At 36.6% G+C, this 18,033-nt stretch carries 16 protein-coding genes; 9 read left to right on the top strand and 7 right to left on the bottom strand.

Features of this window, described 5'->3' with window-relative positions:
* Positions 1-78: 78 nt before the first annotated feature.
* Positions 79-672 carry an RDD family protein gene (locus NZ519_04665; protein ID MCS7028037.1) on the bottom strand — a complete coding sequence of 198 codons (594 nt, stop codon included), beginning with the start codon at positions 670-672 and terminating at the stop codon, positions 79-81.
* Positions 673-897: 225 nt separating this feature from the next.
* Between NZ519_04665 and NZ519_04670 the strand changes: the two genes are divergently transcribed.
* Positions 898-1,014, top strand: a complete 117-nt coding sequence (locus NZ519_04670) for a 30S ribosomal protein THX (protein MCS7028038.1) — start codon at positions 898-900, stop codon at positions 1,012-1,014.
* Positions 1,015-1,570: 556 nt separating this feature from the next.
* On the opposite strand, the gene NZ519_04675 is transcribed toward NZ519_04670, so the two are convergent.
* From NZ519_04675 to NZ519_04695, 5 genes are all read right to left on the bottom strand, one after another.
* Complete coding sequence (locus NZ519_04675; protein ID MCS7028039.1) at positions 1,571-2,104, bottom strand: hypothetical protein; 534 nt, start codon at positions 2,102-2,104, stop codon at positions 1,571-1,573.
* A gap of 114 nt (positions 2,105-2,218) precedes the next feature.
* Complete coding sequence (locus NZ519_04680; protein ID MCS7028040.1) at positions 2,219-3,307, bottom strand: branched-chain amino acid aminotransferase; 1,089 nt, start codon at positions 3,305-3,307, stop codon at positions 2,219-2,221.
* A gap of 65 nt (positions 3,308-3,372) precedes the next feature.
* Positions 3,373-4,104 (bottom strand): 4-hydroxy-tetrahydrodipicolinate reductase, encoded by a 732-nt coding sequence (gene dapB, locus NZ519_04685; protein MCS7028041.1) that lies wholly within the window; start codon positions 4,102-4,104, stop codon positions 3,373-3,375.
* A gap of 3 nt (positions 4,105-4,107) precedes the next feature.
* Positions 4,108-6,285, bottom strand: a complete 2,178-nt coding sequence (gene recQ, locus NZ519_04690; protein MCS7028042.1) for a DNA helicase RecQ — start codon at positions 6,283-6,285, stop codon at positions 4,108-4,110.
* Positions 6,286-6,427: 142 nt separating this feature from the next.
* Complete coding sequence (locus NZ519_04695; GenBank protein ID MCS7028043.1) at positions 6,428-7,942, bottom strand: hypothetical protein; 1,515 nt, start codon at positions 7,940-7,942, stop codon at positions 6,428-6,430.
* Between the two features lie 151 nt (positions 7,943-8,093).
* On the opposite strand from NZ519_04695, the gene NZ519_04700 reads away from it, so the two are divergent.
* The 7 genes from NZ519_04700 to NZ519_04730 all read left to right on the top strand — a co-directional run bounded on the left by NZ519_04700 (position 8,094) and on the right by NZ519_04730 (position 16,199).
* Positions 8,094-8,618, top strand: coding sequence for a hypothetical protein (locus NZ519_04700; protein ID MCS7028044.1), 525 nt, complete (start codon positions 8,094-8,096; stop codon positions 8,616-8,618).
* A gap of 6 nt (positions 8,619-8,624) precedes the next feature.
* Positions 8,625-9,281 (top strand): glycerol-3-phosphate 1-O-acyltransferase PlsY, encoded by a 657-nt coding sequence (gene plsY / locus NZ519_04705; protein MCS7028045.1) that lies wholly within the window; start codon positions 8,625-8,627, stop codon positions 9,279-9,281.
* 22 nt (positions 9,282-9,303) lie between these two features.
* Positions 9,304-9,441, top strand: a complete 138-nt coding sequence (locus tag NZ519_04710; protein MCS7028046.1) for a hypothetical protein — start codon at positions 9,304-9,306, stop codon at positions 9,439-9,441.
* Positions 9,442-9,552: 111 nt separating this feature from the next.
* A complete protein-coding gene (gene proS / locus NZ519_04715) occupies positions 9,553-11,028 on the top strand; it encodes a proline--tRNA ligase (GenBank protein ID MCS7028047.1) in 1,476 nt (491 codons plus the stop codon).
* A 130-nt stretch (positions 11,029-11,158) separates the two neighbouring features.
* Complete coding sequence (locus NZ519_04720) at positions 11,159-13,879, top strand: tetratricopeptide repeat protein (GenBank protein ID MCS7028048.1); 2,721 nt, start codon at positions 11,159-11,161, stop codon at positions 13,877-13,879.
* A 126-nt stretch (positions 13,880-14,005) separates the two neighbouring features.
* The gene (locus tag NZ519_04725; protein ID MCS7028049.1) at positions 14,006-14,680 is read left to right on the top strand and encodes a YceI family protein; all 675 of its coding nucleotides are present in this window, start codon (positions 14,006-14,008) and stop codon (positions 14,678-14,680) included.
* Between the two features lies 1 nt (position 14,681).
* Entirely contained in the window at positions 14,682-16,199 is a 1,518-nt protein-coding gene (locus NZ519_04730) for a serine/threonine-protein phosphatase (protein ID MCS7028050.1), read from the top strand.
* Positions 16,200-16,262: 63 nt separating this feature from the next.
* Here the strand turns inward: NZ519_04730 and NZ519_04735 are convergent, their stop codons facing one another.
* The gene (locus NZ519_04735) at positions 16,263-16,400 is read right to left on the bottom strand and encodes a hypothetical protein (GenBank protein MCS7028051.1); all 138 of its coding nucleotides are present in this window, start codon (positions 16,398-16,400) and stop codon (positions 16,263-16,265) included.
* Positions 16,401-16,447: 47 nt separating this feature from the next.
* Between NZ519_04735 and NZ519_04740 the strand changes: the two genes are divergently transcribed.
* Complete coding sequence (locus NZ519_04740; protein ID MCS7028052.1) at positions 16,448-17,911, top strand: glycine--tRNA ligase; 1,464 nt, start codon at positions 16,448-16,450, stop codon at positions 17,909-17,911.
* The last annotated feature ends 122 nt before the right edge of the window (positions 17,912-18,033 follow it).

Consider the following 18,033-nt stretch of genomic DNA (forward strand, 5'->3'; position numbering starts at 1 on the left):
GTTAGCGAAGTACCGAAGCGAAGCGCAGTGCGGAATGCCCCGACCCTTGCGTCAGCAAGGGGCACGCCCAAAAAAAACTTATATAGTATCGTTCACAACATTATCTTCGTTGTTATCATTTAACACTAAGGGCTCTCTGTCCATAACTACGTATGTTTTGGCTATTTTGTCATAAACATTTTGCTTGTCTTCATCCCAAAGCAACCAAATACTATAAATAAGCGCCGCTAAATTGATAAGACTTGAAATGCCTAACCTCAACGGAGCAGATATATCACTCAACGTAAAAGGAGCTTGTTTTAGCAATTCTCTAATAGCCCCTTCCTTTGCAGTTAAAGTAGCTCTATTTATGTTAATTACCCGCATGCCTAAAATTCTATGCCCAAGCGTCCCTTTTAAATGAGGATAGCATAAGTATCCATATAAACCGCATACTGAAATATCCACCAACGCATTGATTAAGATATTATTAGAATCACTTGCAGCTTCCAACACCTCTTCAAAATCTTTGAACGTTCTTATACTTAACAGGTCTGTAAAATTTATAGATGTGCCTAGGGCTTGTGTGATACTTGAGGTTATTACACTTATTATGATTCCGTTGATAATAGCCGCTAGCAAGCGTCTTCCTCTGCTGGCTAACTCATAGCCTTGGTATGGCTTTTCATTCATAGAACTTAGAAACTTTAATGCAATTATACGCATAAATGAGTTATTAATTCAAACTTCTTAGCTATTTGCTGCTTTATGGACATTTCAACTTGTTAGCTACAACTGACCTGCTACCGAATGAACTTTTTGGTTCAAATCAAACCAAAATAAAGGTACTCCTCTTTTTAGTTTGATTATTGCGTTGCAAAAAGGTTTTACTATTTTTGCAGCAAGTTTTGAAAAACTATGGGAAAAGGCGATAGAAGAACAAAAAGAGGTAAAATTGTCCGTGGTACATACGGCGTGTATAGAAAACGTAAGAAAAAGAAAAAAACTACTCCACCTTCTGAGCAAAATACATAGTCCTGTGTGATAGAATAAAAACTTAGTTCCTATAAACGCAGATAGCACCAAAATGGCTATTAACCGAGTAGCCAAAGGGCTTTTTTACTGAAAAAAGTGCAGTACAAAGGCTACTGACCAAGCATTTTAATAAGTGGCAAGTAAAGCATTGATTCTTACAGGGTATTCACTTTGCTGTCGACTATTGCTTCCAAAATTCTTTCTACGTTCGTAATACTGTTTTAGAATTGGGACGCTTAAATCTCATACACCTCTACTTCAATCTTTGAAGAAACACGGTCAAACGTCCAACCCTTTTGCCAAAGAACTTTTTGATTATATTTAGATTTTTTGAGCATACTCCTCGCTGCACTTAGGTCAGGGGCATTTTGGACTTAGCCCGCAGAATATCGCCCTTGTAGGTATGAAGGCAGTGAAGCGCCCACAAGGACACGCCCAAAAAATTAAAAACCTTATTCTTTGGACAAAAGCAAAACAGACTTAAAACCTACTCACATAAAAACTGAAAAACCCACCAATCTGTACGAATGGTGGGTTCTTACTTATCGTTAGTTAATTAAGCAACCCCTGTTCTTCTTATAGCAACTTGATACTTGTTACCTGCCCTGCTCAAAGTAATGTTAAAAATTCCATTGCCCGAATTAGAGTCTAAATACTTCTTACCATTGTTCTCCTTAATGAAGTAAAATAACTCCGTAGTGGAAATAATTCCCGTAGCAACACTAGGTCTCAATGAACCTGTGTATTCTTGTGGGCTAATCTGTAAGTTGACCTTGTTACCTACCACAGTCCCTTTTACTTTCACTGTTCCCAAAGTAGGACTTTTCAAAATTAACGTATCCCCACTACCTTTCTGTACCTGAATCTCTTCGTTAGAAATATCCACTTTTTCGCTCCAAATGGGATTGCCACTATCATCCAGCGGTACGTAGTAACTGCCTGGACCTATCTTGTACGTTCCCACAAAGTCATCAAGGGATGCAGTTAAGCTTGCTGTTGCGGAAGTGGGTTCTTCTTCATCTTTTCCACATCCCCAAAATAACAGCAGAATGAGAGCAAGCCAAGCTAATTTGAAAGCACTATACTTCATAAGTTTTGGATTAAAATTACCTACTTTTACGCATGTCTTTGTTTTACGTTGGTAGCTAAAGCCTGATTATGAGTATTTGTATGCACTCTTTGAGTAAGCGTAAAAATTTTTGGGCTATGTGTAAGGAATATATTCGGGCACGCGAACAATCCAATTAAATTCATCAGGAATAGTACCTCTTTGAATGCCTGTTAAGGTATCATAAAGCTTTTGGCTAATTGGTCCGTAATCAAGGTGGGCTTTAGGTATTAGGGTTTGATCTTGAAAACCTATGCATGAAATAGGGGTAATAACAGCAGCAGTACCCGTCCCAAAAGCTTCTTGAAAGGTATTTTCTTGGTAAGCTTGTACAAGTTCATATATGCTCAATGCTTTTTCATGAACTGTATAGCCCCACTTTTTTAGTAAAGTGATTACACAATCTCGGGTAACACCCATAAGGATTGTCCCTTCAGGTGTAGCGGGTGCGGTATAAACTTCGTTGTCAATAACAAAAAATAAATTCATTGTGCCTGATTCTTCGACAAAAGATAATTGCAAAGCATCTAGCCATAGAACTTGGTCATAACCTTGTTGTTTAGCCTGTTGAGTAGCGAGTAAGCTTGCGGCATAGTTTCCTGCGGCTTTTGCTGCCCCTACTCCCCCACGTACAGCACGTACGTACTGTTGCTGCGCTAAAATTCGTAGAGGTTTAGTGTAGTATTTAGTAACTGGTGAAGCCATAATCAAAAACATATAATTTTCCGAAGGTTTTACTCCTAAAAAACTGTCTGTGGCAAAAAGTAAGGGGCGTAAATACAAAGCTTCCCCTTGCCCTGAAGGTACCCAGTTACGCTCAATATCTACAAAAATTTTAAGTCCCTCCATAAATAGAATTTCTGGCACTTGGGGCATACACAACCTATAAGCTGATGCGTTTAGACGACTCCAATTTTTTTCAGGTCTAAATAAAACAACGCTGCCATCTGCATACTTAAATGCTTTCATGCCCTCAAAGATACTTTGCCCGTAATGCAAAGCGCTTAAAGCAGGGTTTATACATAAGTTTTGAAAGGGTATAATTCTAGCATTCTGCCAAGTTTGGTCCTTATATTCTGCAATAAATATATGGTCTGTGAAGTGCTTTCCGAATCCTAGTGATTCAAAATCAACTTCATGAATACGAGAACGCGAAGCTAAAGTAATCTCAATATTTAGTTCCATACAGTTTTTTGCTTTTTCGTAGAGTGCAATAAACTAAATTTTTTTCAAAAAGTCAAGCGTAAGGCTTAAATTTTAGACAAAAAATGTTCAATAATCTGCTGCATTTTTATCCAACCTTTTATATCAGGATTTTTTTCTAAGAATTCCACTGCCATAAGAATCCCTTGTGCAAAACCTTGTCTATTTTTAGCTACGTGTTTCAGATAAAGGGTGTCAATGTTTGAGTCATATATGATTTCATGCGTACCTATCACGCTGCCTATTCGTGCTGCAGATACGCTGATTTGGTTAGGTTGAATGGTTTGGTGAGGTACTGTCCATGAATGCTTACGATTTAAGTGCTTAATAATATCTTCTGCAAGCTGTATGGCAGTACCGCCAGGTGCGTCTTTTTTTAAGTTATGATGAATTTCATGTATAGCTACATCATATTCAGGAAAATGATTCATGAGTTTTGCTAAATAAGTGTTAAGCATAAATAAGATGTTCACTCCAATTGAGAAGTTGCCATCTTGTACTACTGTGGATTGGTGTTCTTGAATAAGCTGTTGAAGAGCGTTTTTATCAAAACCTGTGGTAGCAATAATCATTTTAAGACCTTTTGGAAGTAAAATTCTTGCGTCAGGTATAACTTGCTGCGGAGTAGCCGTGTGAATGACTACCTCTGTGTTTGAGCGATTTATATCTTGAATTAAATGACTATTTTTTGAGTTTATAGCGTAAGAAACTGTGTGCTTTTTGTTGAGTTCAAGCACCGTACTGCCCAGCTTGCCTGTTCCAATAATAGCAATTTTCATATACTAATTGCCCATTTCGCTAAGAAATTTCATTTTGACTAACTTAATTTCCCACTCTTCTATATCATCTGCTAAGTGTTTTTGAGCTTCCTCTATGCTATCAGTTTGGGACTTCATGAAGTAGTCCATGATTTCTTGTATTTTATCTTGGTCAACCTTTTCTTTGATGTAGTAGTCCAGGTTAAGGCGGGTACCTGAATTGATAATTTGTTCAATGTCATCCAACACTTCTTCATAAGTGAGAGATTTAAGTCTAGCTATATCTTCAAGAGGTATTTTGCGGTCAATTTGTTGTATAATGAAGAGTTTATTGGAGGTTTTAGTTGGGGGATTAGTGCGAATTATGATTTCTTCTTCATCTTTTTCAATAGCATTTTCTTTGACATACTTTTTAATCAGTTCTAAGAAGGGTCTGCCGAATTTTTCAAACTTGCCTTTGCCTACTCCTACAATGTTGAGAAATTCTTGCTCTGTAACAGGCATGCGCGTAGCCATGTCTTCCAAAGAAGTCTCTTGAAATATTACATAAGGGGGTAATTTTTTCTGAATAGAGATTTCTTTTCGTAGTTTGAGCAGTTTATCGTAAAGTACCTCGTCGTAGGTTTTGAAGTCTTCTAATTCTATAGATTCTGCTTTTTCATGATGATAATCTCTATCTTTGGCTACGATTAAGCTGTGTGGGGCACGTAAAAAGTTATGCCCTTTTTCTTGCATGCGGATAAAGCCATACGTGTCAATGTCTTTTTTAACATAATCATAAACAAGTAGATGTCTAACTACTGCTTCCCAATCTTTTTCTGAAAGGTCAGAGCCTTTTTTATATACAGATAATTTATCATGTCCAAAGTCTTTAATGGCTTTGACTTCTGCTCCTGTAAGGATATGGATTAAATGACTAGCTGTACATTTTTCTTTGGTTTCTACGACGGCTTTAAGGAACAGTGTAGCATAGTTCTTTGCTTCAAAAGTAACTTTGGGATTTAGGCAGTTATCACACTTACCACTTTTTTTACAAAGGCTCTCATCATACTCTTCACCGAAATAATGGAGTAAAAATTTGCGTCTGCAAATAGAAGTTTCACAGTAAGCTGCTACTTCCATCAAGAGTTGTTTAGCGGTTTCGCGTTCACTTAGACTTTTGTCTTTCATGAACTTTTCTAGTTTAAGAATATCTTGATGATTGTAGAACATAATGCATCGCCCTTCTAATCCATCTCTGCCTGCGCGCCCTGTTTCTTGATAATATCCTTCTAAACTTTTAGGTACATCATAATGAATAACATAGCGTACATCGGGCTTATCTATTCCCATTCCAAAAGCAATGGTAGCAACAATAACATCTATATCGCCATTGAGAAATTTATCTTGGTTAGTTTCGCGCGTATGGCTATCTAAGCCTGCGTGATAAGGAAGGGCTTTTATACCATTGACATTGAGAATTTCTGCAATTTCTTCTACTTTTTTGCGACTTAAACAATAAACTATTCCTGCTTTACCTTTGTTTGCTTTGGCATACTTGATAATTTCCTTTACTGCGTCTACTTTGGGGCGTACTTCGTAGTACAAATTAGTTCTGTTAAAGCTAGATTTGAAAACTTGCGCATCTAGCATTTGCAGGTTTTTTTGAATATCTGCTTGGACCTTAGGGGTAGCAGTAGCAGTGAGTGCGATAATGGGTATATTCTCTCCTACTTGGTTAACTACCTGTTTAATTTTACGATACTCAGGGCGAAAATCATGCCCCCACTCGGAAATACAGTGGGCTTCATCCACAGCAAAAAATGAAATTTTAACTTGCTTTATAAAGTCAATAAAATCGGGTTTGACAAGAGTTTCGGGAGCTACATATAACAATTTTACTTGTTGTTTTTTTATTCGCTCACGTATAGCGTTAGCTTCTTTTTTAGTTAATGAACTATTGAGAAAGTAAGATTCTATGCCATGTGCATTGAGTTGGTCAACTTGATTTTTCATCAAGGCAATAAGTGGCGAAATGACCACTGCCATCCCCTCCATTAAAATAGCAGGTAACTGATAGCATATTGACTTGCCTGCCCCAGTAGGCATAATGACAAAAGTATCTTTTTTCTGCAAAATGTTTCGGATAATGCTTTCCTGATTACCACGAAAGGAGTTATGCCCAAAATATGTCTTCAGGGTTTCTAACAAGATATCTTTCATATCTAAATAACAAACCTGTAACACCGTACTTTTTATCAGATTGCAAAACTAATATACAATAAAAATTGATACAATCATCAAAAGTTGTTAAAAATTAAAAGAAATCAGAAAAAGGTTTGTCTAAAAATTTGATAATCAAAAGTTATATCTGTTTAGTGTTGATAAGGTAGATAAAAGTATCGTAATAGTTTTGATGATTGTAGTGAGCATGAATCCAGACTTTGTAGTACAAAATTACTGAACCTGGCCACTTTTGATTGGCTTTGAATATACATTTACGTATTAAAGTAGATAAGGCTTTATCATGAATGGTTCTGCCCCCTTGACACAAGTATTGCAAAATTTGAATAAAGTATCCATCTGCTTTGGCAGATTTTTGAAGTAAAAACTCTTTGTGTTCTTTTTGAATAGATTCTAGTTTTTTAAGGCATTCTTCAAGTTCATTTTTTTCATATAAGATTACGGCATATAAAAGTTTAGTACCAAAAACATATTCTTCTGCCATTTGCTCAAAACCTTTGTGTTGAAAGAGCTTTTGGCAAAGTTCTGTGGCTTTAGCATATTCTTCAATTGAAAAATAAGCAATAATTAAATTGATGATTGTAATAAGTTCAAAGTGCGTGTTGTAGAATTTATTTTTCATTTTAGATGCTTTTTGGTAAAACTCTACAAATTGAGGTAAATATTCTCTCAAAGTTCCTTTTGCTGTATGTACAACGTAGAGATTTTTATGATATAAAAATTCGTATGAGTTAAGAAAAGCTTTGTCGTACTTTTGAAGTTCTTGCCATAGTTCCTGGTTTTGATTTAGAGCACTTTCAAGTTCGTTATTGTATATTAAGATGTTAATATAGAGGTCTAGTAGAATAATTTTTTTATCATGATTAGCCTCATTGAACACCTCGTCGCGTTGCATAGCGTTATACTGTTCGATAAAGTACTCCTTTGCATGGGCGTAGCGACCTTGTTGTAACAAAAGGTGCAGAATATTGCTTGTAATAAAAATACGCGCCCTACCTGACTGGGCTATGCTTCCCTTAACATTCAGTTTATTAAGCAAACGTTCTACACTATGTTTGAACTCATAATAGTTGCTTGAGAAATTAATTTTTCTCAATTCTAAAATAGCTTGGGATACATAATCATCGATTTCTCGTAGCTCTTTTTCTCTTTCAAAAGCAATTTCTCTTTGTTTTCGTAATTCTGTGGTGTCTTGATATAACACATTTTGCTTAATGGTGATAATTTGTGTAAGTGCATGAGCTAAAAGTTCGTTATCTTCTATGGTTTGTGCATTTTTGAGGGCTTTTTCTGAAAAATACAAAGCTTCTTCTGCCATATTTCTACGGCTTAAAATTTCTGAAAAAGCTAAATTAACGTATGTGCTTGTATGTAAACTGTGGTCATAATGGATAAAAACTAACATTTTCGTAACTATATCTACTAACCGATTTCGCAATCTGTAATAAGCGTTTGGATTGTCCGCTAGTCCCATTGCTTTCATAATCTCATCAGAGGAGAGTTTATTGTCGCGGATGTAGTTAAAGAGTTGTAAGTATTGTGTACCTTCTTCACCTTGCAGTTTTCTGCCCATGGTTCTGAAAGTTTTTACCTCTCCTTTGTCAAGATTACGGATAATATTTTCCAGCAAATCCATAATTTTTTAGTTAAGTATTAAAGTAGGCAAGCAAAGTTAAGTATTTATCCATAATGATTAACAAAAGAAAACGTAGAAATCAATCAAATTTTTAGAAACAAAAACAATCTTACATCAATTGGACATAAAAATATATGTAATTTTGCATTTTATGCAAGTCATTTTAGAGATACTACGCTATACAGTTCCCTCTTTGGTTACATTAGCAGGAGTTTACCTATTAGTAAGAAGCTTTTTGAATCAACAGTTAGAAAGAGAAAGATTAAGAATAAAATTAGAGGCGCAGTCCCAAACTTTACCTCTTAAAATGGCTGCATACGAACGGGCAACTATTTTCTTACAAAGAATATCGCCTGAAAGCAGCATACCCAGACATAGTAGTATGGGCACTATACCTGCTATTATTCTGCATAAAAACTTGGTAGAAGAAATACGTACAGAATTTGAGCACATTTGTTCACAACAAATTTACATGAGCATAGAAGCTTGGGCAAATGTGATTATGGCGAAGGAGCAAACTTTAACTCTGCACCATCGCGTACTAAGCCGCATGGATGAAAATAGCACGAATATAGACTTTGCTAAAGCTGTTTTTGAATTAGCTTCCGAAGAAAACATCTATCCTAGCAGAGTAGCTCAGGAGTTTATCAACAGAGAAGTAAGCAAAATTTTGTAACGTATGATGTGCTGTATTATTGCAATACTGTTTGCCTATCTAATAGGCTCTATTCCCACAGCGCTGTGGATAAGTGAAGTATTTTACGGTATAGATATACGCACAAAAGGCTCAGGAAATTCGGGAAGCACAAATGCTTTTCGGGTACTGGGAGTTAAGGCAGGAATCGCTGTTCAAGTTGTAGATATTTTGAAAGGAGTAGCTGCGATAAGTTTAGCAAACGAGGTACATAAAAGTGCTATTCCTACTTTTTTGATAGACCCTGTGTATCCACTTTTACCTTTACAAATGATATTAGGCATAAGTGCAGTAATTGGACATGTATTTCCTATTTGGGCGCAATTCAGAGGTGGAAAAGGGATTAACACTTTATTAGGAGTTATGTTAGCCATCAATTGGCAAATTGCGATATTATGTTTGTTAGTATTTTGTGTTGTGTTGTTTATTTCAAAATTTGTTTCTTTGAGTTCTATTTGTGCAGTGTTTGCTTATCCGATTACGGTGTTAATGTTCAATATTTTTGGGGAGTATCACTATCGGCTTTGGTTTATATTATCAGGTTTTGGGATATTTTTATTTGTGGTTTATACTCATAGAAGCAATATTCGCAGACTATTGTCGCATTCTGAAAGTAGAGTGAGGTTTAAATTGCGGTCAAGATGAAGTGAAATTTTCTGCGTGAGGCATGCGGAGGGTGGGCGTTAGCCCAGTGCGGAGCGAAGCGCAGCACCGAAGCGTTAGCGTCGCCCGACGCACGCCGACCCTTGCCCACACCAGCGCAGCGAAGTGTGGGCAAGGGCACGCCCAAAAAAATAAAACTTAATAAAACATCCTTTACCTTAAACAAAAATAGACCTACACATAAGTTGCATTTTTAATAGACCAAAAAAAACCACGTACATTCAAAATGCGTTTTTTGTAGTTTTGCAGCATTATGGCAAAAAAACTCACTCCTAGAAGTCAAGATTTTTCCCAATGGTATAACCAACTCATCCAAGAAGCTGAACTAGCAGAGCATAGCCCTGTAAAAGGATGCATGGTCATAAAACCTTATGGATACGCTATATGGGAACAGATGCAAAATACATTGGACAAAATGTTCAAAGAAACAGGACACGTAAACGCTTACTTTCCAATATTTATTCCTAAATCTTTTTTAAGCAAAGAAGCACAACACGTAGAAGGTTTTGCAAAAGAGTGTGCAGTAGTAACCCATTACAGATTGAAAAATGACCCCGAAGGTAAAGGAGTAATAATAGATCCCGAAGCTAAGTTAGAAGAAGAACTCATCGTTCGCCCTACTTCCGAAACTATTATTTGGTCAACGTACAAGAACTGGATACAATCTTATCGAGACTTGCCTTTGCTTATCAATCAGTGGGCAAACGTGGTAAGATGGGAGATGCGCACGCGCATTTTTTTGCGAACCACAGAATTTTTATGGCAAGAAGGACATACCGCACACGCTACCCAAGAAGAAGCTATGGAAGAAACTCTTAAAATGCTTAATGTATATTTCACTTTTGCTGAACAATACATGGCTTTACCTGTTATTAAGGGAGTGAAAACCGCTAATGAACGTTTTGCAGGTGCAGTTGAAACCTATTGTATAGAAGCTTTGATGCAAGACGGAAAAGCTCTACAAGCAGGGACTTCACACTTCTTGGGTCAAAATTTTCCCAAAGCTTTTGACGTTAAGTTTCTTACCAAAGAAAATAAATGGGAATACGCATGGGCAACTTCATGGGGAGTATCCACTCGCTTGATTGGTGCATTGATTATGGCTCATTCTGATGATGATGGATTAGTATTACCCCCACAATTAGCACCTTACCAAGTGATTATCATCCCTATTCATAAATCCGAAGAAGAGTACCAAAAAGTAACTGCTCAGTGTGAAATATTAGCCCAAGAATTGAAAAAGGCAGGTATTCGCTATAAAATAGACGCTCGAAAAGAACACACGCCAGGTTGGAAATATGCAGAATATGAACTAAAAGGTGTACCTTTGCGTATTGCCATAGGTCCTCGTGATGTAGAAAATAATACCGTAGAAATAGCCCGCAGAGATACCAAAGCTAAACAAATATTGAGTACGGATAATATAGTCCAAAAAGTTGAAGACCTACTTAAAGACATACAAAACACAATCTATCAAAGAGCACTCAATTTCAGAAAAAACATGACTACACGAGTAGATAATTTCAAAGATTTTGAAAGCGTACTGAATGAAAAAGGCGGCTTTATTGAAGCCCATTGGGATGGTACAACTGAAACCGAGCTTAAAATTAAAGAGCTTACCAAAGCTACAATCCGCTGCATTCCTTTGGATAATCCACAAGAAGAGGGTAAATGTGTCTATTCAGGTAGAAAATCTACTCAAAGAGTGTTATTTGCAATTAGTTACTGATCTAAGCTGATTAACTTTACTCAAAATGCGCAAATAGATTTTCATTTGTTCGCTTTTGCATATACGAACAAGTTTTACCAAATTTGTACAATACGTACTTGATTAGACCAAAACTTAACTTTGTACAGCTATGAGATTAAATAGCTTGGTATTTAACATTGCTCTGTTTTGGGGGATACATAATTTTTGCATAGCTCAATACAGTATCCATCAAGTATTTTACAACGAGGTTACCACAAAAAATTTCTCTATCAAGTACAACTCCGCAGAAACCAATCATCCTACAAATGTGATATTTAATCGGCTGAAAAACTATTACAACAAGCCTCTAAACCTATTAGAATGGTCTATTCAAATCAAACTACAAAGAAAACTAACGCTAAGACCTGCTCAACAGTTTGAAATTTACGTAGCACAAACAGAATATACTTTTTCAGGGGATAATCTTTATCGCGGCTTTAACATAGAAAGTAAGGTTAAACCGGGTATACAAAGTATAAAAATACAGTTAAAGCATAAAACTGCCCGAACGGCTTCACCTTACTACGAAAAAGTATTTTACACCAAAGATTTTCATTTACCTGTATTAGTGCAAGAAAACTACGCTTATACTAAGGACTCTATTGAGCTAAATAGTTATGAGCTAAGTATTGCAGAATTATCCTTAGGCAATTTTCCCGAGCAAACCACTGCTTTTTTAGCTTTTGCCGATAAAGTTGACCAATATTACGCAGATAGTCAAATTTTGCCTGCTTTACTTTCCCAAGCTATGAGCGTACAGTCTACCAATATAGACCTTCTACCTATGGAGGAACAGAAACTTATTGCCGTAGAACAAAAAATCAACGCTATTATTGCTCAAAGGTACATGGAAGAATTAGAGTTAAACAAGCAAGACCCTGCCAATTTCTCTGCCCAAATGAACCAAGTTATGACTTTAGCTGCTCAAAAACGCAATGAAATTAACCAAACCAAAGCAAATGCACACATTATTTTTTATCAAAGGGGAATGGCACTTTTGCAGCAAAATCAGCGTGGTATGGCTAAAAAAATGTTTGAAAATTCATTAGCGGCCAATCCACAGTTTGCTCCTGCGATGCTGCCCTTAGCACAGTTAGAGTTACAAGAAAATAATCCTGAAAAAGCTGCCCAATTAGCTCGTACGGCTAAGCAGTTCAGTATGGGGGAACCTGGTATTATCAAAGATGCCCAAGCTATTTTGAGTGATGTAGTCAATTTTTATCTCAATCGTGCAGATAAAGCTATGCAAGCTAAAAATCCTAACTTAGCTCTAGATGCCGTGCAAGCCGCTAAAATCATCTGCCAAAATGAACAACTTAACTGTGAACCTGTTATTTCTAATAAAATAAAAGGTATTAAAACTACCGTTTTAGAGAACATGATACGCGAAGCAATGCTGCAAAATGATTTAGAGGAGCAAAGAAAAGGACTAGAAAATGCTTTGCAGTATGCTCAAAATAACCCCGAAGTGGATAATAGTGCCGTAGATAAAGCCCGCTTTGAACTCAAAAACACTATCAATAAAATATTTGACAAAAAAATGCGAGAAGCCACTAACCCCCAACTTCCTTTGGACTTACAACGTTCCAAAATTGAAGAAGCTTTGCAATATGCTAAATATCACCCTGAAATAGAGCAAAATAGCCTTACTAATGCACAAAATCAACTTAAAAACGTAGTACAGCAGATTTTTAACCAAAAAATTATTCAAATGGAGTCTTTTACACAAAATAACAATTTCATTCAAGCTGAAAATGCCTACGCTGATGCAGTCAAATTTCAGCAGCAATACAGCAGCTATGTTACAGATTTGAGTGCTTTGCAAACTAAATATCAACAACTTAAACAAAAACAGTATACTGCGTACGTGCAAGAAGCTCAAACATTTATTCAGCAAAAAAATGGCGTATCTGCTTTGGATAAGCTCAAACAAGCTTTGATTATTCAGCAGCAGTACCCTGTAAACGTGAATAACCAAATTCCTGTTTTACAGCAACAAGCTGCTAAAATAGCTATCCAAAATAAGTATGACTATGGTTTGCTAATGGTTAAACAAAACAATCTAAATGAAGCAAAAACAGCACTCAATACTATGCGCAGTATTCAAGTAGAGTATAATTTACAACAAGATGCTGCTGCCAATACTCAAATCAATGAGCTACAAAGTAAATTATTTTCTCAAATATGTATCAATGCCCAAAATGAAGTAGAAGCCTTGACTAACTTAGGTAAAGTTCACGAGCAGAATAAAAATTTTCTTCAAGCAGATGCAGAATACCAAAAAGCCATTGATAAAACTAAGCAAAATCCTGAATGCAATCTCAACATAAGCACTGCGCAAGAACGTAAAGCAAGAATTCAATCCGCAGTAACTTATCAAAACAGCATGAATGAGATAGAAAAACTCTATCAAAATGCCCGTTTTACAGAGCTAATCAATAAGTATATCTCTGCTACTTCACAATGGCAAGCCGATAATCTTAAAATTACGTTTGATTTGAATCATTTAACTTTACTGGAATACACTAAGCAAAAAAATAATCCTACTCTCATGATAGCCGTAGCTAATGCTTTACTGGACCAAAACAATCCTGACTTTATCAATAGCATGCAGTTACTCAAAATGGCACTAAATAACCAAATGGACGTACGCTCTACAGAAAATTTACAGCAAAGATTGGGCGTGTTCTATGCCAAAAATGACTATCAAAACAACAACTCGGTCAACGGAAAGACCCAAGTAATACAGCATACAGGTAATGATAAACGTTTGAAAACATTTACAAAAAGCTACTTAAACACGCTTAAATCTCTTCAAAAAAAGACTTAAAACCTTATTTATCAGAAATATAAGCATTATCTGAAACTAAACCTTATTTTTAATATTGATACTTGAGTTAATGAATATCTTTTTTATACATTTGTTATATTTGCAAAACTTTTAGCCAATAAGCCTATGACAAGCCTAATTGGATTCATTAAACGGATATTTGGGGGAAAACATGCGCCCAATGCGGCAGAGTCTAAAGTTCCAAATCCTAAGGTGATAGAAACTAACGCAACAGAGTGGGTAGTAGACTCCGTTCATACAAAGATAAACTTTAAAGTATTACACATGGAGATTGCAGAGGTAGTAGGGTCGTTTAGGGAAATTGAAGGTAAAGTTAAAGCTACCTTACCCAGCCTCAATGATTTGAGTGTTGAGCTTACTATTCCAGCTCACACTGTGAATACAGATTTTCCTCAACGGGACTGGCATATCAAATCTCCTGAATTTTTAGATGTTGAGCAGTATCCTACAATCAAATTCCGTAGCACAAATGTTACATGGAAACCCCTAAAAAGATTCACTATGCAAGGTTTAGTTACTATCAAAGGAATAGAAAAAAGTATTACCTTTGAGGGGCAGCTTACTAATAGCATATTAAAGGATTTGACAGGTGAACCCCGCTTGGGCTTTAAAGTTTATGGAAAGCTAAATAGAAAAGACTTTGGGGTAAATTTTGAAATGAAGTTAGAAAATGGCGAGCAAATAGCTTCTGAAATAGTAGAATTTGAAGCGGATGTAGAGATTACTACTCCTCAAGGGTATGAAAAACTCAAACAGTTTTTAGCATCTATGGGAAAGTAATATGGTGAAGTTATTCAGTGCTTTATCCGCACCTCGAAAAATACTTTTACCCCTTTGCGTAACTAATAGCAAAGGGGAAGTGGTCTATACCTCTGCAGGGTGGGATGAAGAAATTGCTCAATCCACACAAAAAATTTTGAATACGCCCAACTATGATTTCATAGAAATTGGAGAGGCTACTTTTCAAAAACTAGAAATTAAAGATGAACACGAAACTCAAATTTACCTTATTCCTTCTAACGACTATGCTCAAACTTTGAGAAATAATCAAGAATTAGAGCGTAAGATAAAAGAGCTAGACGAAAAAATAAGAACTTTTATAGAAAAGTCTCCGTATCCTCTTTGTATTATACAAAAGAATACGAACAAGATAGTATTTGCAAATAGACTTTTATTAGAATCGTTCCAGATTACTCTGTCAAAATTCTACAATGGAATTTACCTGTCTGACCTAATACGAGAACCAGTAATATATGAAAACATACTCAATCTTATTACTCAAAATCAAGAAGTTAAAGGGCACGTATTTCAAATCCATGTAGAGGGCGCGGCTAAATGGTTTATGCTCAACAGCTATACTTTTCTGCTCAATAGTCTTCAAGGATATATTGCATCTTTTGTAGACATAACTTCCGAAAAAGAAAAAGAAATGCACTTAATGGAACTCAAAGTTGAGATAGAAAGCCAAAATGAAGAGCTTAAACAGAATAACATGGTACTCCAAGAACTCTATGATAAGTTAGAAATGTCTTACCAGGACATACGGCAGGGGCTTATCAGCGGACAGATTACTCAAAAAATTGTTAGTCGCCCACTTCGTTTATCTAATTATTTACCCAAAGATCAGTACTTTCATATTTTGAAGCCACACTCTTATGTCAGTGGAGATTTTTACTGGTCTAAACAAAAAGATAACTATTTGTATGTAGCCATAGGCGATGCTACAGGTCATGGTGTTTCAGGCGGACTTTTGGCAATTACTTTTACAACTCTGCTTTCGCAGTATTTTTACAACCTGGAACACCCTTCTTACATTCATGAATTACTCAACGCTATTCATAAAAATTATTTGCAAGGTATAGCTGTTGAACAAACAGAAGTAAATGTAGAAAGCGGAGATATTTGTATAGTAGCTCTTCCTTTGGATAATCCTAATCATTTTTATTACACCGCGGCGCATTCTAAGCTTATACTTTACTCCCAAGGAAATACGACAATATTAAACGGACAGAAGCATCCTGTTGGATTTTATCTCAAAGGTGTAGAAAATGAACCTTATCAAACTTATAGAATGGAGTGTACGCCTAAGGACAAAATTTTTCTCTTTACGGATGGAATAAAAGATATGACCAATCTTCACAATAAAAAATATTCTCTCAAAAAACTTAACTCATTTATAGCTAACAATGGTCATTTACCTATGCCAAAAATAAAAGAACTACTTTTACAAGAAATTGAAAATTATCAATATGGAGAGCAAAATGATGACATTCAAGTTATTGGGATTGCTTTAAGCTGAAAGGGGAATTTGAAAAGTCTGTGGGGCAATTACGGCAAAGCTTGTTTATTCAAAGCTAAAATATCATTTGCGTGAGGCATGCGGAGGGTGGGCGATAGCCCAGTGCGGAGCGAAGCGAAGCACCGAAGCGAAAGCGTAGCCCGAAGCACGCCGACCTTGCCCACACAAGCGTAAGCGAAGTGTGGGCAAGGGCACGCCCAAAAAAAATACATCTTTTTTACACGCCCTTTGATTATTACCTTTGCTACATGAAAAATCAAGACCTGTTTCAAAAAATTGTGTCCCACTGTACACAATACGGATTCGTTTTTCCAAGTTCAGAAATTTACGAAGGTTTAAGCGCAGTATACGACTACGGACCTATCGGCAACGAACTCAAACGCAATCTCAAAAATATATGGTGGCTTAGTATGACCCAACTCCACCAAAACATACTCGGAATAGATGCAGCCATTTTTATGCATCCTACCACTTGGAAAGCATCAGGACACGTAGATGCGTTCAATGATCCCTTAATTGATAACAAAGACTCTAAAATGCGTTACCGTGCCGATGTGTTAGTAGAAGAGCACATTGAAAAATTGCGTAAAAAAGGCAAAAAAGAACAAGCTGAAATTATAGAAAAACGTTTAGCACAATGTTTAGACAACAATGACCTAAAAGGCTTGTACGATTTGATTATAGAATGCGAGATCGCTTGTCCTGTATCAGGCACAAGGAATTGGACCGAAGTACGGCAATTCAATTTGATGTTCAAAACAGAGGTAGGCAGCGTAGCAGGTCAAGGGATGGAGATTTACCTTCGCCCTGAAACTGCACAGGGAATATTCGTCAATTTTACAAACGTAGTCAAAACAAACAGGGGCAAACTACCTATGGGAATAGCTCAGATTGGCAAGGCATTTAGGAATGAGATAATAGCCCGTCAATTTTTATTCAGAATGAAAGAGTTTGAACAAATGGAGATGCAATTTTTTGTAGCCCCTGATGAAGAAATGCAATGGTACGAATATTGGAAAGAAAAACGTTTGCAATGGCATAAAGCAATAGGTATATCCGCAGAACATTTACGTTATCATGACCATATCAAGCTTGCCCATTATGCAAAAGCCGCTTGCGACATTGAATATCAATTCTCTTTCGGATTTAAGGAAGTAGAAGGAATTCATGCTCGTGGTAATTTTGATTTATCTCAACACATTCAGTACAGTGGCAAAAAGTTAGAATATTACGACCCTGAACGCAAGCAGAGTTATGTACCTCATGTAGTAGAGACTTCTATCGGAGCAGACAGAGCTTTTTTGATGATACTATTTGAAGGTTATCATGAAGAGCAAGCGCCTACCGCAGAGGGCAAAACTGAACTTCGTGTAGTTTTAAAGATTCATCCTGTACTTGCGCCGATTAAATTAGCCGTTTTTCCGCTTAACAACCGAGATGGCTTACCTGAAATTTGCGATAAGATTGTAGAAGAGTGTAAATATGACTTTAAGGTAGTTCGAGATGACAAGGATACAATTGGGCGTCGCTATCGCAGGCAAGACTTATTAGGTACGCCTTTTTGTGTTACTGTGGATTATGAAACGCCTAAGGACCAATGTGTAACTATTCGGGATAGAGATACTATGCTACAGGAGCGTATTCCTATTAGCTATGTCAGACAGTATGTAATGGAGCGCACTGCGCCGAGTGTCATTTTAAAGAAACTATGACCTACTGCTGTTTTTTGTTCTTATGTAAAGATTGAATTTTATTTAATTTTTTGGGCGTGCCCTTGTGGGCATTTCGCTTGCGCTCATGCCCACAAGGTCGGCGTGCTACGGGCTACGCTATC

This window comes from Bacteroidia bacterium (genome assembly GCA_025056095.1).
Lineage (GTDB): Bacteria > Bacteroidota > Bacteroidia > JANWVE01 > JANWVE01 > JANWVE01.

Bases quoted from the DNA above. Each gene is read 5' to 3' on its own strand.
- proS (MCS7028047.1), top strand. From the start codon at position 9,553: ATGGCAAAAAAACTCACTCCTAGAAGTCAAGATTTTTCCCAATGGTAT.
- NZ519_04670 (MCS7028038.1), top strand. From the start codon at position 898: ATGGGAAAAGGCGATAGAAGAACAAAAAGAGGTAAAATTGTCCGTGGT.
- NZ519_04720 (MCS7028048.1), top strand. From the start codon at position 11,159: ATGAGATTAAATAGCTTGGTATTTAACATTGCTCTGTTTTGGGGGATA.
- plsY (MCS7028045.1), top strand. From the start codon at position 8,625: ATGTGCTGTATTATTGCAATACTGTTTGCCTATCTAATAGGCTCTATT.
- NZ519_04710 (MCS7028046.1), top strand. From the start codon at position 9,304: ATGCGGAGGGTGGGCGTTAGCCCAGTGCGGAGCGAAGCGCAGCACCGA.
- NZ519_04675 (MCS7028039.1), bottom strand. From the start codon at position 2,104: ATGAAGTATAGTGCTTTCAAATTAGCTTGGCTTGCTCTCATTCTGCTG.
- NZ519_04740 (MCS7028052.1), top strand. From the start codon at position 16,448: ATGAAAAATCAAGACCTGTTTCAAAAAATTGTGTCCCACTGTACACAA.
- dapB (MCS7028041.1), bottom strand. From the start codon at position 4,104: ATGAAAATTGCTATTATTGGAACAGGCAAGCTGGGCAGTACGGTGCTT.
- NZ519_04680 (MCS7028040.1), bottom strand. From the start codon at position 3,307: ATGGAACTAAATATTGAGATTACTTTAGCTTCGCGTTCTCGTATTCAT.
- NZ519_04700 (MCS7028044.1), top strand. From the start codon at position 8,094: ATGCAAGTCATTTTAGAGATACTACGCTATACAGTTCCCTCTTTGGTT.
- NZ519_04725 (MCS7028049.1), top strand. From the start codon at position 14,006: ATGACAAGCCTAATTGGATTCATTAAACGGATATTTGGGGGAAAACAT.
- recQ (MCS7028042.1), bottom strand. From the start codon at position 6,285: ATGAAAGATATCTTGTTAGAAACCCTGAAGACATATTTTGGGCATAAC.
- NZ519_04695 (MCS7028043.1), bottom strand. From the start codon at position 7,942: ATGGATTTGCTGGAAAATATTATCCGTAATCTTGACAAAGGAGAGGTA.
- NZ519_04665 (MCS7028037.1), bottom strand. From the start codon at position 672: ATGAATGAAAAGCCATACCAAGGCTATGAGTTAGCCAGCAGAGGAAGA.
- NZ519_04730 (MCS7028050.1), top strand. From the start codon at position 14,682: ATGGTGAAGTTATTCAGTGCTTTATCCGCACCTCGAAAAATACTTTTA.